This is a genomic window from Nostoc sp. T09 (assembly GCF_002154695.1).
GTDB lineage: Bacteria > Cyanobacteriota > Cyanobacteriia > Cyanobacteriales > Nostocaceae > Aulosira.
On the sequence record NZ_MTAV01000051.1, the window covers coordinates 19,133 to 34,242 of the forward strand.

Below are 15,110 nucleotides of genomic sequence, written 5' to 3' on the forward strand. Positions count from 1 at the left end.
ATAATCAATCAGAGAACTTCAAAAAATAAATTATCCAATTTCACCGAATTAAAACTCCCTTGCTCCCTTGCGATCAAAACGATGGAATATTTTTTTATTTATAAGCCCCTAAATTCCACCTATTTATCTTTTATCTTGATAATTTCCTCAGTTTTTGGATCTCGTTGATACTAACATTTCTTGTCCAAGCCCAGAGGGTAAATTTTCAAAAAAATTTTTAAGAGTAGCAAAAGGGGAAAAAGAGTAAAGGGTTAAGTCATCCCAACCATGCAACAGACTCGAAAACCAATATGCGAGTAAATGAGGTCTCGCCTGCTATGCTTGTATCGATATCCGGATCTGCAATTTCCAGAACTGTTGAGCCACGATCCGCCCCGTAGGACGGGAGTATAATTATCATTACCATTTTCTAACCAAACTCTCCCATCCTTTGGTGCTCCTTCATAGCTGTCATGCCAAGGGTCTGCACACCATTCATAAACATTCCCGTGCATATCGTATAAGCCAAAGCTGTTGGGGGGAAAACTGCCTACTGGGGTGGTTCGCCTTCGATATTCTCCTGCTGCTTCTTCAGCATAGGTATAGCTGGCAGCAGCATAATTAGCTAAATTACTGGTAATCGTTTGTCCATAGTGAAATGGTGTAGTCGTTCCCGCACGGCAAGCATATTCCCATTCGGCTTCGCTGGGTAATCTATATTCCTTTTTTGTTGCTTTTGATAATCTGGCACAAAATTCTACTGCCTCGTCCCAGGATACATACTCTACAGGATAAGTCGCTTGATTATAGAAATAACCAGAAGGGTCTGGGTTGAGATCTCGCTCGATTTTGGGCAGATTTGCTATAACGCGCCATTGTGCCTGAGTTACCTGATATTTGCTCATGTAGAATGGTTGCACTGTTACATGATGTTGAGGTCTTTGCGAATCATCGCTATATATCTCCTTCTCTGGCGAACCCATGATAAAAGTTCCACCTGGTATGTAAACCATTTCTAAATCATTATTTCTTAAGGGTTCGCTGAAATATCTAGCTTGTTGCCAAACTCGTTCTATGATTTCACCTATGCGATTGACTGTGATTACCTCAAATTCATAGGTTGCTAATTCAGCAACGACTTCTTGTTTGGGAATTCCGGTGGCATCTCCTAATGTGGAAATTGCCCATTGTTCCCATTCTTGACAGGCATTAAGCATATTTCCCCTGTATGCTGTAGCATATATTACAGCAGTTAAATCTGGTCTGGTTAATACTTTTGCTATTGTTAATGCCCATTCATATAAATGCTTTTGCCCTTGTTTAAGTAATGGCTCTAATTGTTCCTTGAGTCTTTTGGCACTTTCGGCTTTTTTACCACTACTGGCTTCACAACGGGCGATTATTAGCTGGATTTCTAAGGCTTCGGTTTCTGTTTGAGGAATAAAATTGCTTAATTGTGACTGAGTAAGATAAATCTGCTGGAGGTTATCTGCCCATATCCAGGCGGCTTTGAGGGTTTCTCCAACTTTTTGCCAACAGTCTGCGGCGGCTTGGGGTTGTTCACACATCAAATAGCAACGGGCAGCATTTGACCAGTTTTGTGTTAGTTGATAGCAGTGGGCGGCTTTTGCCCAATTGCTCATTTGTTCATAGGTAAGGGCTGCTTGGTGGTAGTCGCCGATTTGTTCCCAGACTCGACAGGCTTCTGCTAGCCATCCGGCTTCGACGTAGCAAAAGGCGGCTTTTTGTAGTAGTTGATATGATTTTTTAGTGCTCATTCTATTGGTTTATTGCTGTCTGGATTGGGAGATTGTGTCAGTAAAATCATTGGTACTATTGGTCTAACTCGTTCACCAGGACGAACACCTTCAAAAGCTGAGGTTCGACGTTCAGCAGCACTGGCATTACGTTCTATACTAGCCTTACGCAGTAGCCCTACCAATTCGCCAAAGCGACGAGCATCGGCTGGGCGGGGTGGTTCTTCGCAGTACAAACTAACACAAGCATCGCGGAATAAAGACCGAATATCATCTCCACTCATGCCCTCGGTTTCTGTAGCAATTACTTCTAATAGCTCCGTAGATACATTAATGCCAAAGTGTTGAGCATGAACTTGTGCGATGACTCGTCTGGCTTGGGTGTCTGGTCGATTAATAGCAATTGCTTTAAAACGGCTGGGGCGTAACAATGCCTCATCAATAATATCAAGTCGGTTGGTTGTACCAATCACCAGCATAGGCACATCAGGACGAAAGCCATCCATTTCCGTTAAAATTTGGGCAACTAAGGCGTTACCGGCCCTGCTACCACCATCATCGCGTCCTGAACGCTTGGTGGCAATAGAATCAAATTCATCAAATACCAAAACTGCTGGGGCGTTGCGTCGAGCTTCTGCAAAGAGTTCCCGGACTTTGCGCTCACTTTCACCAACGTACATATCAGTGACTTCTGGCCCTGATACTACCTGAATAGTGGCGTTGAGTTGGTTAGCAATGGCTTTGGCAAATAGGGTTTTACCTGTACCTGGAGGCCCGTGGAAAATAAAACCTCTGGGAATGAGTTCTCGGCGTAACTGCTCGTTGGGTAAGTTGTAGGAACCAGTCATTAACTGCAATGCTTTACCGAGTTCTGCTTTAACTTCATCGTAGCCACCAATATCAGCAAAGCTGACATTAGGAACTTCAAAATTGATGGAGGTTTGAGCTTTAAATGCTCTGATTGCTTGGTAGAGACGGGTGACAGGGACTTTTTCTGTACCCGCTACTTCTTGCACAGCATATTTAATGGCATGGCGCAACCGAATTGGATTCATGCCAGCGATATTTTTATACAATCCTTCTGGGTCAAAATCTTGGAAGTGGGCGACTTCATCGGCGGTAACTAAAGCTTTACCGATACTTTTTTCTTCTCCGTTGGGATAAGTAACTATACGGGATACGCCACTGATAAGTAGACGCACAGCAAATCGTGCTGCTAAAACTTCGGGAATATCTTGGGAACGATCTGCAAAAGCCAACATTAGGCGATCGCTCTGTTTGTAAATTAATTCTATGAGTTCTCTAGATTCTGTTGATAAATTAGTATCACTGCCCCCAGCCAGTAAATCGAGATGGGGAATTACCAAAATATCCCCTTGTTTGAGTGTATTAATCAAAGTCTTGAGGGTGGCTAGTTGACGTTGACGCAGACTGCGCGGCATTAAGCTGGCTTCGTCTTCGTCAGGAACAGTCAACTCAATGGGATTAAGATTAGCTCGCTGTGCCATTTCTCGCCAGAGGTGTTCCACCACTAACTTTTCGCACACGACTAAAACTGAAAGTCCGGTTCGTAAAAATGATGCAGCTGTATCAATTTCTTGGGCATAAGCTAGTCTGACAGCGTCTTTTTCACTAATAGCGCTAGGAAATTCATCATCTGGGGGTGTGGTGAGGGTTTCAGGGTTGCTTGCTATTAGTTTTGATTCAGCAATAGGTGGCGCAGGTTTGGGATTTGGTGATTGTTTGTTATTTGTTGCTACTTCTTGAGTAATCACCAAACCAGGGGGACGATATAGAGGAGAATCTGGTGGTGCGTCCGCAACTGTAATGATTAATTGCCCTAACTCTTGTTCCATCGTACTGGCATCAATGGCAGAAGTACTCAAGGCAGGACATTGACTCAGAAAATCGCGCAATTTTAGAGACTCATCAATATATAGACAGTCGCGGAACTGTTCTGCATCTATGAGAGGAACAAGCTTAATCTTTGTTCTAGCCATAACCCCTGATTAAATAGCTTTAACTATAACTGTCAAACACTGCCTAACATTCTTTGAGACAAATTAAATAATTTAATGCCCTCACGATAAGCATAACCAAGGTAGCGACGCTGACGCAGTTGATTGACATCTGCTCGCTCAATTGCCCATAGAGGTTGCCACCAATTAGCTATTGACAAGGCATCTCGCAATTCTTCTTCATTGGCAGCTGTTTGGCGATCGCTAATGATACTATCAGCAGTCCTGACTTGGTTAATTACCTCTTGCTGATGATAAATCATTGCGGTTTCATACACATCGAGGACAAAAGTCGCTTTTCCAAGACGCAGACGATCCAATAGTTGCGTTCTCCAATCGCGGATTTTGATATCTACGGTTGGTTTTGCTAGATGTAAAGTCAGGGACAATTTAGCTTCTGGGTTTTGCAATAGTTGCAATCCTACATTCACAGCTTGATTTTCTTGTCCTGGGATTGGTCGATTCAACACAGTAGTTAAGGGCGATAACAGTCTGCAATCATCTGCAATCTCATCTTTGAGAAATGATAAAGCGGGGGTAATTAAACCATGACGTACTACCCAATCCCCTGAACAAGATGGTGCTGGAACTGCTTTAAGCAAGACGCGGGCTAACTGGGGATTGGCTGTACCTAAAGCTGCGGCAATTATAATGTTATCTAAACTGATGGGACGATGATCTCCTAAAGGAGGCATTGACCATCGCAACTTAGCCGCGGTAACGATGCTGAGTTGTTGTAGGGTTTGAACAAGTTTAGCAGAAGGACGCTCCAACTTTTCTATGCCAGATAAATCACCCTGGGGTATTACTCCTGAGACTTCCTGGTTAGTCGCCCACTCAATTACTTGTAATGCAGTATCAATGGCGCTCATCTATCACCCAATATGGACAAAGAACCATTTTGTTTCCTTGACGGACATAAAAACGCAAGGTGCGCTGATTCCCATCTAAGTTAATCAACCCTGCTAATTGCCAAGGAATAGTAAAAGTGCTAAAGTGCAACTCTACATCAATAGAGGATAAGCCAAAAGTTGGTGTAGCGGGAAACAAGTGGGTGTGATACCAACCCAAAAGACGTTCTCCAGAGTGACTTTGATTTAATGTTCGTTTCACCTCAACAAAAGAATCACCTGTAAAAGTCAAATGCAGAAATGAAGCGCCTGTATGTTGAGCCGTTAAAGCATTGCTGACTTCTACTAAATAAGTATTCTCTTCGTCACCATCTCGATAAACGTTGCCAACCAAAAAGCCACCCTCTTCAACTTTTTGAGAAAGGGGGCGTTGATGACATAGATTTTGGTAAAGCGATCGTGCTAAAACAATTTTGACTGGTGCTTTGTTTATTTGGTCTTGAGATGTAGTAATTTGGGGGGCAAAATTTTTTTCCTGTGTGATTCTCTCCCCGGTTTCTGGCGCTGTTAATGATTCGACTAAAACAGGATTGATTTGATTTCCAAATATTGGTATTTCCCCAGCTGTTTGACCAGATGTAATACCAAAATCAGCTAAAGTTTTCAGGGGAGGTTCTGCTTCTGCTAAACGCCGAATCTGAAATTTTGGTTTTTCCCCATGTGGATGTGGATAAGGAATGATCTCTGCATTGCCTTCCCTTGCTGGTGTGGGATGCAATGTTGAGACTCTAGGGTTTAACCGGAATGCTGAAATTTGGGGCATTCCCGGTATATCGACACGAAAACCCCACCAAATTTCCTCTGGGTACTGATTACTCAATTTCGTTCTTAGGTTTTTGGTTAAAACGTCATAAAGACGATGGGGGTGCTGATAGATTAAAAAGTTTCCTTGATACACCTTGATGTAAGTATAGCCGAAATCTGGAACCAGATTTTCGACTACAGGGGATTCTATGGGCAGAGGTTCTTCTGGTACTTGCAGAAGTATGACCAGGATAGATTTTAAAAGTAAAGAACGTCCGAGTAAGCTCTCTAGGGATTCTTGTACAATAGGTAAAAACGGCATTGTGCCAAAGAACTTGCGGTCTGCTCCTCGGTATAATTCAATCCTATAGTCATCCCGTTCCTTCATTCGCTCAACCGTTTAATATTGAGTTTAGGGGGGGTTTGCATCTCATCGATTAATTTACGCAGGATACACTGTCCACCTCGCTGTTCAATGGCAATTTGACCTTGATCAGAAATTGCCCATTCTTGTGCTTCCTTGTTATACCCCTCGTCTAAAGCATAATTCTGGTAGCTGGCAATATCAATGAGCAACTGACACAGTTTAGCAAAATCTAATCCTGGGCGATAGCGATCGCCTAAATCCCCTAGGCAAACTAAACCAGTTTGAGGTTCTATATTGGGATGGAATATAGGAGTTTGCCAAAAAGCTTGGGGTGCTTGCATTGGGAATGTTCCAGGTAGCATTAGATAAACTTCATGCTCATCAATGGCTTGAGGTTCTCCACCTGATTGCAGAGGTGGTGCAAATCCTGGGGCGTTGAACTTTAATAAGTAATCAGTAGGAACTAGATGGTTATTGGCAGAAACTTGAAACCCAGGATGAGCTTGAGCATAAGCCATTATTTGGTTTCTAGCACGAGCTAGGGCTTCTTGGCGCAGTTGGGGATGGATTGCTCCCGCAGTTGCTTCTGGTGCAACACTGAGGGTATCCTCTTCTTGAATATTAGCTTCGTGCAATGTTTGGTCATGAGCTAAACGTTCTGTTGAGCTATCCTCACTTACCCTGTCAACTACAACTCTTCGTCCTCTACCTCTACTATCTTGGAACATTCTGGGGTCATAGGCTTCTGACATCACCCCTTTAGCGATTTCTCCTACTGTAGTATCGGAACTAACATCACAAACTTCAAACCTTGCTTGATCTGGTCCCTCAACAAATATGCGACTGATGAGATAAGGTTGAGGATCTTCTGTTAATACGCTTACTTGTACCTGGTTTTGTCCAGATTGGAGTATTGTTTGCAGTCCACCTGCAAAAGATGCAACTGCTTGCGAACTACAGTTATTGAGTCCTAGTAATACAACGCCATTACCGGAAAATCTCAATGTGATATTTTCGGGTAAAATGCTTTGTCCTGGGGCGATAACTCCTGCTGAGGCTAGAACATTGTTGGCATCATCTCGACCTTGGATCAATATGGTGAATAAGTTGCTGTTACTTGCTTGTGGTGCTTGCGGTGTGGAACTTGGCTGATTATTGTTAGGGTTGGGGGGGTAAGTGCGATCGCTACGATATTGATTAAAAATACGGTTGGATTGATACAAATCGGCGGCTTCGTCAATCAGTGCTTGTAAATCAGTTCCTTGTGGTAAGATACCATTTGTAATTTGCTGGCAAATTTCTCGCCAATAGCCTAGAGTACTACCGTTATTGGGAAATTGAGAACGCATTCCAGCAGGAAAGTCAATTAAATCCAGCAGAAGATTAGCCATAGTCTCATCATGAAATAAGACTGCAAATTCATTCAATATTCCATTTTTGATTAAGTCCTTTAACGTTAGAGCCATTTTTTAATTACTTAGAAAAATTATCAAATAATTTAAAATTCGATTAATCATAAATTTAATAATCTGTTTAATATTGACTACGATGTTTCTGAAAAATCGGATTAGCCGGAAAAAACTCCGCAGCTGCATCCACCAGTAATTGTAAGTTATTTCCACTGGGTAAGGCACCATATTGAATTTGCTTACAAATCTCTTGCCAATAACCCAAGGGTGTACCTTGTTGCGGAAAAATTGGACGAAGATGACCAGGAAATTCTATAGTGTCTAACAACATATCCGCTATCTCTTTATTATTAAATAATGTTACTAACTCTTGAAGAATTTTATTTCTTATTAAAGCTTGTAAGTTCATTTTGCCTGGTTTGATCTTGAGATCGGCAGAAATATTAGTTTTTTCAACTCGAGTGGGGAGGTGTACTGTCTGCGAACTATCTGGCTGTTCAAACAACTGTCCTCCTTCATTATCATGCCAGCGCAGATATAAAACAGGACGATACCACTGATTTCCTTCGATATCCATTGCAATTCTTGCTTGCCTTACAGCCGCAGAGAGAGAAAGTTTCTGCCCTAAAGCACGGTAGAACTGTTCTGCAAAATTTTTCGCTGCCTTAACACTCACAGAATATTGCATAGCTACCACTGCGGGAATGCTGTGATGAATTAACTTTTGAGCAGTACCGTTAAATAAAGACTCCCCCGCAACTGCCATACCAGACTGACAGGCGCTAAGCACTACAACAGCTAAACTTCCATGATTAGTATTTTGATAACTTGGTGTTAAATTCTGTAATGTAGCTCCGAGTTTTGCGGCACTAACATAATCCGGTTGACCTTTTTCATCTGCAAATACAAGATATCCTTGAGCAGGGGGCAAATTCTCTCCACATAATTTATTCTGACATTTTTGGGGTGTGATTCCAGGGTGGATATTTCCACATTTGAGGCATTTCTTGCCATATAAGCCATGACCATCAAAATGTAATATGTGTGGTTGCTGTTCTCCTCGATGTTCAGTTAAATATTTTTGCAAAGCATTGAAAGTAGGAATACCCCCAATTTCTGCGGCTAAATCTGTAAGATGGATATAGCCTTCTTGACTAGCTAACTCTAATCCTGCTGTTATTGCTTGGCGATCTCCCTGTCCCAATTGTTTCATGTCTTGAGCAGTATCAAAAGCTTCTGAACAGACGAGTAAAACATTAACCTTGTTAACTAAAGGTAGATTAGGCGCAAAATCATTGTAGGCAATGTAACGAGAAAAGCTAACCTTATGCCAAGCGAGAAATCGTGTCCCATCATGCAACAATTCCCAAGGGTAATCCGCAGCACGATTAGTTCCTACAGAATCAGGTTCAAAACTAAATTGAATGTGTAGTTCGTCTCCACTTGCTCTTTGCAATGCTGCCTTGAGAATTTCTTCAGATTTTTCACCTTTTGGAAACAAAGATTGGTAAAGTTGTTGACCAAGCTTAGGCAGTATAACTGAGATTGAATGAAAGTGTGTTTCCTCCTGATTCAGAAACCCTGCCTGAAGCAGCCAATTAGCCTCGTCTGAATTAAAGCGTTGAGGATTAAATTCAGTGTTTCCGTGCGATGTAATTTCTATTACTCTGATTAGGGTTGTTCGGTAATCAATTTCTCCATCAAAAAAAGGAAGCGTTGTTTTTGTCGTACCATGTTGGGTATTAATGACTTCAAACTCACGGTCATTGTGGGGGTTAAGAAAAAACCCTATAACTTCCATAATTTCTCATGTTCAACGCAACTAAATGTTAAAATCACTAAATATTAGAATCCTTGTCCAGCCTCATGAGAAGGATTTTTCAGTAGTTCAATTGAAGCTTTTATAATTTCTTCCTTTTTTTCTGGGTTACGTTGTAAATAGAGTGCGATAAGTTTTTGTTTATCAACTAAGGGAGATAAGGTTACTTTAACTTTATGCATATTGTCTTTGCTAAATTTATCTGCTAATTCACCACTAAAAAGTGACATCACATTAATTTTTATTTTGCCTCCATCCTGCCGCTGAACTGTAACCTGGAGTTCTAACTCTACTGAATCCACACTCAGAAGAGGAACATCTTCTTCTTCCGCAGGTGATGTGAGCAATTCTTGTTTAACCTGTTCGATTAACTCTGCAAGACCAATAGGATTATTTTGATTGTTAGTCATGATTCAGGATAAAAAATTTGACTTTTGTTTTTTTGCTTAATTTTTAGATCAAACCTTAAATAACTTAAATAATTGTAAATAAAGTTTTATACTAATACCTAAAATTAAGCTGTCATCATTCTAACTCAAACCATTGCCAACCTTTCATTGTTTTCACCGTAAGTATTTCACGGGGAGGAATACCCAAATCTGCAAGCTTCACCAGATCCGGAACTTCATCTAATTCAATGGTTGTTCTAGGTCTTAAAGGTTGTTGGCACTGAGGGCATAAATTTATAGAGGGAAGTCCCCAAAGAATTTCCTGAAAATTGCAATGCGAACATTCAACAAGCTTTTGCACTGGTTCCCAAACAAGGGGTACTGCTGATTTAGGAAGGAGACTACGCAACTTTTGCATAGTCTCCTGAGAACTAACACTAATCTTGCTGACAAAATCTATTGATGTATGCAAAGGACATTCAGAATCTCGTACCTGTGGAATAACTACTGTAGTTCCTCTGGAACTATCAATCCTTAAAGTGCCAGCAGGACAAGTCAGGTTCATCAAAAAACGGATCGCGATGATGCCCATCCAAGTTCCTACTAAAGCAGATGATGGCACTGCTGATCCCACAGAATCCTCAGGTCTGGTATCAAGACAACTCCAGGGAACATCAGCTATGCTACGCTCTTCTGGGGTGAGGCTACATCCATAGCATGGGTCATCTGGATCTAAGTAAGGCCGCACTTCTCCACCCCAAGAATGAGTTCCACCATCAATGTAGGGAGTTTGTACCAACTTACAACGGCCAGTCAGCTGTAAACGAGCCGAACGACTATCTAAACAACTAATAACTAAATCAACATCTCGGATTTCTCCTAGACCCACACCGTGAATTAATGGAAGCGATCGCGTTTCAACTGCAAGTGTAGGATTTAATTCTCTTAAAGCTGTGGCTGCGGCTTCTACCTTAAAATTACCAATATCTGACTGTCGAAATAACACCGTTCTACTCAGATTAGATTCTTCTATCCAGTCTGGATCACACAAAAGCAAGCTACCAATTCCAGACATAGCCAGAATTCTTGCAACCTCATTACCTAGTGCCCCCATACCAAAAATAATTACCTTTGCATTTGCAAGCTGTTGCTGGTTCCAACCAGGCATTAACTCATGTCGAGCATAACGACTACTCATAAAGTTTTTTTGATGTAACAGGACAGTAATATTGTCTATTAGCTCCTGGATTCCATAGCTCTAAACAATTCAGACCATGCATTAGATCTCGATGAACAGCTATCTTGCACAAAGGTTGATGAGGACTACAAGGACAAATCACAACCTGATCATTCTGCCGTAAGGTATGGCTACAAACTACACAAGTATGACGTTGAAAACCTGCAAATGGTGGGGCTAGTAATTGGTGAACAGCATCTAAGCGTACTACAGGTAAACCTTGGGGAAGAGGCCATGCTGTATCCAAACCCATAAAGAAAGCTGATGTTTCTTGCGAAAATTCCCACTTACTGACATCAGCTTTGTTACCTTGTAGCAAAGCACTATCATGCTTAACAGTACCATCTTCAGCAATATATACTTCCTCACCCAGTCGAAAGGTATGAGAGCAAATCGGACAGTAGTGATGTAACCAATAAGAATTTAATGTGGTTATCCCTTTACCGCCTTTTTGAATTGCAGTGTTATTGACTGGGTCTGTAGCAATTAGAACTCCCTTGTCAAATTCGCTATGCAAATCCAGTTGTCTTTTGGTTTGTTCTGTCATCACACCTCAAATTAAGGTCAAATGCTTTGAAAAATTAAATTATGTGGATAAAGATAATTGAACTTAGCATTTATTCAAACTGTTTTGCTACATCAACTCAAATTTCTAAAGCTAATAATTATCAAATTTTAATATCAATTAACTTAACCACATAGTATCCTTTCGATTTCATCTGCACCTAATTGAGCCATTAATTCTTCTATAAGGTAAGCGTACATACTATCACCTAAGATATCGACTCCTTCATTATTCATGTTAATTCGCACACGGATTTTTTTTTGCTCAGAACTAAGAAGATAGTCTTCTTCGGTGATTAAATCTGGCAAATAAGAAACAAAGCTTGTTTTGACAGGTTGATTAGAAATTGAATTTTCTTCCATAAAGTATTTAATAATATTTAAAATGTAGACAAAAAATTGTAATTATTATGAGATTAACACATATTAAAACAACCCAATTGGTATCAAAGTAAAATAAGACTTGAAGCACAGTTTTTCTTTAAAAATTTGCCAAGAGAAATCTGGGTACATAGCTAAGCATCATATTTTAGGATTCAGTTTGGACATATATTAAATCTGCACTTATAAGGAATATAACGCAAAAATAATAAGTGAAATCGCTCCTTTTGATCAATCTCACCAGAGAATACTATCCAATAGTGTATCCAGCATCTTCGATTTGTACTGTGCAAGTAACATTGATTGACTGCGCTGACTAGCATCCAAGATCTATTTTTAAGCTCATCGCCATTCATTTTTCCAAGCTGGTTCTACTTGTAGTAAGGGCTTCAGCCCTGGCTTTATGCAACTTAAATGCTCATTAGCTTACCCTGATATTTTGACTTCTGGGTGAAATAGCTCTAAAATGAGTAAGAATACTTAATAAAACTGACTTTTGGGTGCCAGAGAGAGAAATAGCTTGAACATAAATAGCTAAATAAGCTAACGTGCATAATTTTACCCTAAAAACTTCAACACCCATACCTATCTCTAACAGGGGTTTCACATTTTTATTTACATGAGACTTTGAGTGCAACATTAATTCTTGGCTAGAGTTTGGCAAGCATAAGCTTATATTCATATTAATCACAGCTTGCTTTGCTAGCAGTTAGAGGTACTTGGGTTAATACTTTTTGAATTTAGCCTTGACATCTGGGCTTATTATACAGATATAATTATAGATATGATTAAAACTTAAAAAGCCAAAATTAATTAAATAATCAACCTAAGCCGGGGATGTAAATCTCCGGCTTTTTTGATAAGTCATTATTTGGCATTCTACTCAAGGGTTTTTAAGTTTTAAATTGGTAAAAAATTGAGACTTATGTAATTAAGTTCATTGGAGTAATAATGAAAACTAATCACACAAAATATCTCTTACAGCAAGAAGAACTGAGACTAGGTACATACAATCTAATCATCCAGCGATTAGATATACAAGGCAAAGAAAAGCCTAGTCGTAACGAATATATTCAAGCATTTAAGCTTTTACCGGATTTTGTTCTTAAGGCTAATGGAATTTTAAGCTCTGACTTAAATGAGGGACATTTAGGAGTTTTACTTCGGTCTCATAGAGATGCTTTTAAGGCTATACATAAGTGGTTAGTTCACTTTGATAGCACTAACAATAATAGCTCTTCTGTTGATCCACCAGAGCTACGTTTTAGTTGGGAGTTTGACTATAAACCCCATGCTAAACAATCTTGGGCTTTCCTAAATCTCTGCAAAGAAATTCTCAAACGCGACCAATTTGGATGGAAAGAGTCAATTAAACATCTTTCTGCTGCTCAACTTTGGTTTAGCTACGAATTTGAGCGATTGGAGAATACTTTTAAAAGAACAGGAATTTTAGGAACAACTTCTTGGAGAGGAAAACATTCTGACTGTGATGCAATGTCAAAACGAATCAGCGAAAACTTTGATTCTCTTCATTCACGACGATTTGCAGAAGCTTGTGATTTTCAGCCGAATCAAATTCAAAGTTGGGATTCTACAGAGGCAGCTATCCAAGCACATGCTGAAAAAATTGCACAGCAGGACTTTCCGTTTCGGAAAATCTACTCTAAATACATCAAGATTCGGAAACAAACTCTCAGAAGCATTCGTAATAATCCCAATCTACAGTTTGCTGCTTTAGAAGAAAATGGTTCCCTGTCTGTTGGTGGAAAGGGTAAGCGAGGGAAAAGTCAAAAACCCACTAAACATCATAAGGGGTTTTGTAAAGAAAATTGACAAGTTTCCAAAAAGATGCACAAAAGATGAAATTTAAAATCTGCTCTGACAAGCTAGTTTCAGAGCAGATTTTTTTAGGAGATAACATAAATCGGTAAATGATGGTTTTATCTTCTATTTTTCATCTGTAACTGATAGAAAAAATTGGTTTTAAAGGAGCAGTTTCAAGATGGAATAATCCTTGATTTATCAAGCTTCTGTGCATACCCAGTAGGAAGTAGATAAGCACAAAAATCTGCTAATATTTTCATATTAATTGAGCATCAATATGAATGGCGACCGAATAAACTTTACTCAATCAGAAAGGAGAAAAATGATCATTGAATTAGAAAAACCCAAAAGAATAGTTGGTTATGCTAGAGTTTCTTCTCGTGAACAAGCTGTTGATTCTCATGCATTGGAACAACAGATAGCAAGACTCAAAGCGGCCGGAGCGACAGAAATTTTTCAAGATATTCAATCTGGTAGTAGGGATAACAGACCTGCTTTGAAAGAATTGATGAAATCAATCAGCGAAGGGAAGATAGATGAAGTCGTCATAACTAGGATCGACAGAATCGCACGTTCTTTACCGAAGCTGCGAGAATGTGTAGAAATTTTTGTAAATGCTGGAGTAAGTCTCCTAGTTTTAGATCAGGCGATTGATTTGACTACATCCCAAGGCAGATTAATGCTTAATTTATTAGGCTCTCTTGCCGAATGGGAAACTGACCTTCTATCAGAGCGAGTACGTCATGGTAAAAAGTACCGTCGCGATAAAAAAGCAGCTAGTGAATCTTACCCTTGGGGTTATAAAACAGTTAACGATCGCTATCAACTCAATGAGACTCCATTTCTGTGTCTCATATCCAACAGACCATCTAATTATCGGGAACTCTACCATGAAACAGACGTGACAAAACTAAATGCTTTAACCGTTAAGGAAATTGCCAGAGATTGTATTGATATTTTTTTCGATGCTAAAGGAGCTACTAGAGCTTTAAAAGTCATATTTCAAAAATATGGTTTAGCTAAAATCAATTATCGGAGAACTGGTAGCGATGGTAAATTTCATTGGACAGTTACAGGATTTATTTGGTGGTTAAGTAATCCTGTGTTATGTGGACATACTGCCTATCTGCAAAGAATTAATCTAGGGAAAGGTAAAAGAAAGAAGAATCAACGCGAAAACTGGGAATTTATTTATAATACACATCCCGAACACAGACTCATTACTGATGAAGAATACTTAGAAATTCAGCGCATACTCAAGTTTAATAACAAGAAAGGGCCAATCGCAAATCCAGAACTTGATGGGACTAACTCATATCGAGAATATGCGTATCAAAGTGGGCTTGTTTTTTGTGCTGAATGTGGTTCTAAATGCATTACTAAAAGTGCTAAACGTAGAGAGGGAGGAATGTATTATTACTTTGCCTGTAGATACGCAGGGATGGGATGTAAAAATCTCATATCTACTCGGAAACAAAATATTGAGGATGCTCTGATTCAGACTTTAGTGCAACGTTCTCAGACTCTCGCAAATGAGTCAGAGCAATCTCCCATACCACAAGGAAAGTCAGAGAAGCTAAAGGAATTGGAGTCTAGGCTAGATGCTCTCGATAGAATTCCGGGTTTTGATCCAGACTTGGAAAACCTCAAGGCTAAGAGGTTGTTTGAAAAGTCCAAGCAGGTAAAAAATCATGCAAGTCGTCTAACCATA

General features: G+C 39.9%; 12 protein-coding genes. 2 read left to right on the forward strand and 10 right to left on the reverse strand.

Features of this window, described 5'->3' with window-relative positions; genetic code table 11:
* Nucleotides 1-251: 251 nt before the first annotated feature.
* From BV372_RS12605 to BV372_RS12650, 10 genes are all read right to left on the reverse strand, one after another.
* Complete coding sequence (locus tag BV372_RS12605; protein WP_086686846.1) at nt 252-1,757, reverse strand: formylglycine-generating enzyme family protein; 1,506 nt, start codon at nt 1,755-1,757, stop codon at nt 252-254.
* A complete protein-coding gene (locus BV372_RS12610) occupies nt 1,754-3,736 on the reverse strand; it encodes a 26S protease regulatory subunit (protein ID WP_086686847.1) in 1,983 nt (660 codons plus the stop codon). The genes BV372_RS12605 and BV372_RS12610 overlap by 4 nt, the downstream gene beginning before the upstream one ends.
* Nucleotides 3,737-3,768: 32 nt before the next feature.
* Nucleotides 3,769-4,626 (reverse strand): hypothetical protein, encoded by an 858-nt coding sequence (locus BV372_RS12615; protein ID WP_086686848.1) that lies wholly within the window; start codon nt 4,624-4,626, stop codon nt 3,769-3,771.
* The gene (locus BV372_RS12620) at nt 4,613-5,797 is read right to left on the reverse strand and encodes a JAB N-terminal domain-containing protein (protein ID WP_086686849.1); all 1,185 of its coding nucleotides are present in this window, start codon (nt 5,795-5,797) and stop codon (nt 4,613-4,615) included. The genes BV372_RS12615 and BV372_RS12620 overlap by 14 nt, the downstream gene beginning before the upstream one ends.
* Nucleotides 5,794-7,242, reverse strand: a complete 1,449-nt coding sequence (locus tag BV372_RS12625) for a ubiquitin-conjugating enzyme E2 (protein ID WP_086686850.1) — start codon at nt 7,240-7,242, stop codon at nt 5,794-5,796. Before BV372_RS12625 ends, BV372_RS12620 begins: the two co-directional genes overlap by 4 nt.
* A 67-nt stretch (nt 7,243-7,309) precedes the next feature.
* Complete coding sequence (locus tag BV372_RS12630; protein ID WP_086686851.1) at nt 7,310-8,986, reverse strand: CHAT domain-containing protein; 1,677 nt, start codon at nt 8,984-8,986, stop codon at nt 7,310-7,312.
* A gap of 44 nt (nt 8,987-9,030) precedes the next feature.
* Complete coding sequence (locus tag BV372_RS12635) at nt 9,031-9,414, reverse strand: trypco2 family protein (protein WP_086686852.1); 384 nt, start codon at nt 9,412-9,414, stop codon at nt 9,031-9,033.
* A 115-nt stretch (nt 9,415-9,529) separates the two neighbouring features.
* Nucleotides 9,530-10,591 (reverse strand): ThiF family adenylyltransferase, encoded by a 1,062-nt coding sequence (locus BV372_RS12640; RefSeq protein WP_086686853.1) that lies wholly within the window; start codon nt 10,589-10,591, stop codon nt 9,530-9,532.
* Nucleotides 10,584-11,177, reverse strand: coding sequence for a hypothetical protein (locus BV372_RS12645; RefSeq protein WP_086686854.1), 594 nt, complete (start codon nt 11,175-11,177; stop codon nt 10,584-10,586). Before BV372_RS12645 ends, BV372_RS12640 begins: the two co-directional genes overlap by 8 nt.
* Before the next feature lie 143 nt (nt 11,178-11,320).
* A complete protein-coding gene (locus BV372_RS12650) occupies nt 11,321-11,557 on the reverse strand; it encodes a radical SAM-modified peptide, FtsH ternary system-associated (protein ID WP_086686855.1) in 237 nt (78 codons plus the stop codon).
* A gap of 969 nt (nt 11,558-12,526) precedes the next feature.
* Between BV372_RS12650 and BV372_RS12655 the strand changes: the two genes are divergently transcribed.
* Both BV372_RS12655 and xisF read left to right on the forward strand, forming a co-directional pair.
* Entirely contained in the window at nt 12,527-13,408 is an 882-nt protein-coding gene (locus BV372_RS12655) for a hypothetical protein (protein ID WP_086686856.1), read from the forward strand.
* A gap of 313 nt (nt 13,409-13,721) precedes the next feature.
* On the forward strand, nt 13,722-15,110 hold a 1,389-nt coding region (gene xisF, locus BV372_RS12660; protein WP_086686857.1), incomplete at its 3' end, for a fdxN element excision recombinase XisF.

Excerpts from the sequence above, each read along its gene's own strand:
- BV372_RS12620 (WP_086686849.1), bottom strand. The coding sequence starts at position 5,797 with ATGAAGGAACGGGATGACTATAGGATTGAATTATACCGAGGAGCAGAC.
- BV372_RS12610 (WP_086686847.1), bottom strand. The coding sequence starts at position 3,736 with ATGGCTAGAACAAAGATTAAGCTTGTTCCTCTCATAGATGCAGAACAG.
- BV372_RS12640 (WP_086686853.1), bottom strand. The coding sequence starts at position 10,591 with ATGAGTAGTCGTTATGCTCGACATGAGTTAATGCCTGGTTGGAACCAG.
- BV372_RS12650 (WP_086686855.1), bottom strand. The coding sequence starts at position 11,557 with ATGGAAGAAAATTCAATTTCTAATCAACCTGTCAAAACAAGCTTTGTT.
- BV372_RS12630 (WP_086686851.1), bottom strand. The coding sequence starts at position 8,986 with ATGGAAGTTATAGGGTTTTTTCTTAACCCCCACAATGACCGTGAGTTT.
- BV372_RS12605 (WP_086686846.1), bottom strand. The coding sequence starts at position 1,757 with ATGAGCACTAAAAAATCATATCAACTACTACAAAAAGCCGCCTTTTGC.
- BV372_RS12615 (WP_086686848.1), bottom strand. The coding sequence starts at position 4,626 with ATGAGCGCCATTGATACTGCATTACAAGTAATTGAGTGGGCGACTAAC.
- BV372_RS12625 (WP_086686850.1), bottom strand. The coding sequence starts at position 7,242 with ATGGCTCTAACGTTAAAGGACTTAATCAAAAATGGAATATTGAATGAA.
- BV372_RS12635 (WP_086686852.1), bottom strand. The coding sequence starts at position 9,414 with ATGACTAACAATCAAAATAATCCTATTGGTCTTGCAGAGTTAATCGAA.
- BV372_RS12645 (WP_086686854.1), bottom strand. The coding sequence starts at position 11,177 with ATGACAGAACAAACCAAAAGACAACTGGATTTGCATAGCGAATTTGAC.
- BV372_RS12655 (WP_086686856.1), top strand. The coding sequence starts at position 12,527 with ATGAAAACTAATCACACAAAATATCTCTTACAGCAAGAAGAACTGAGA.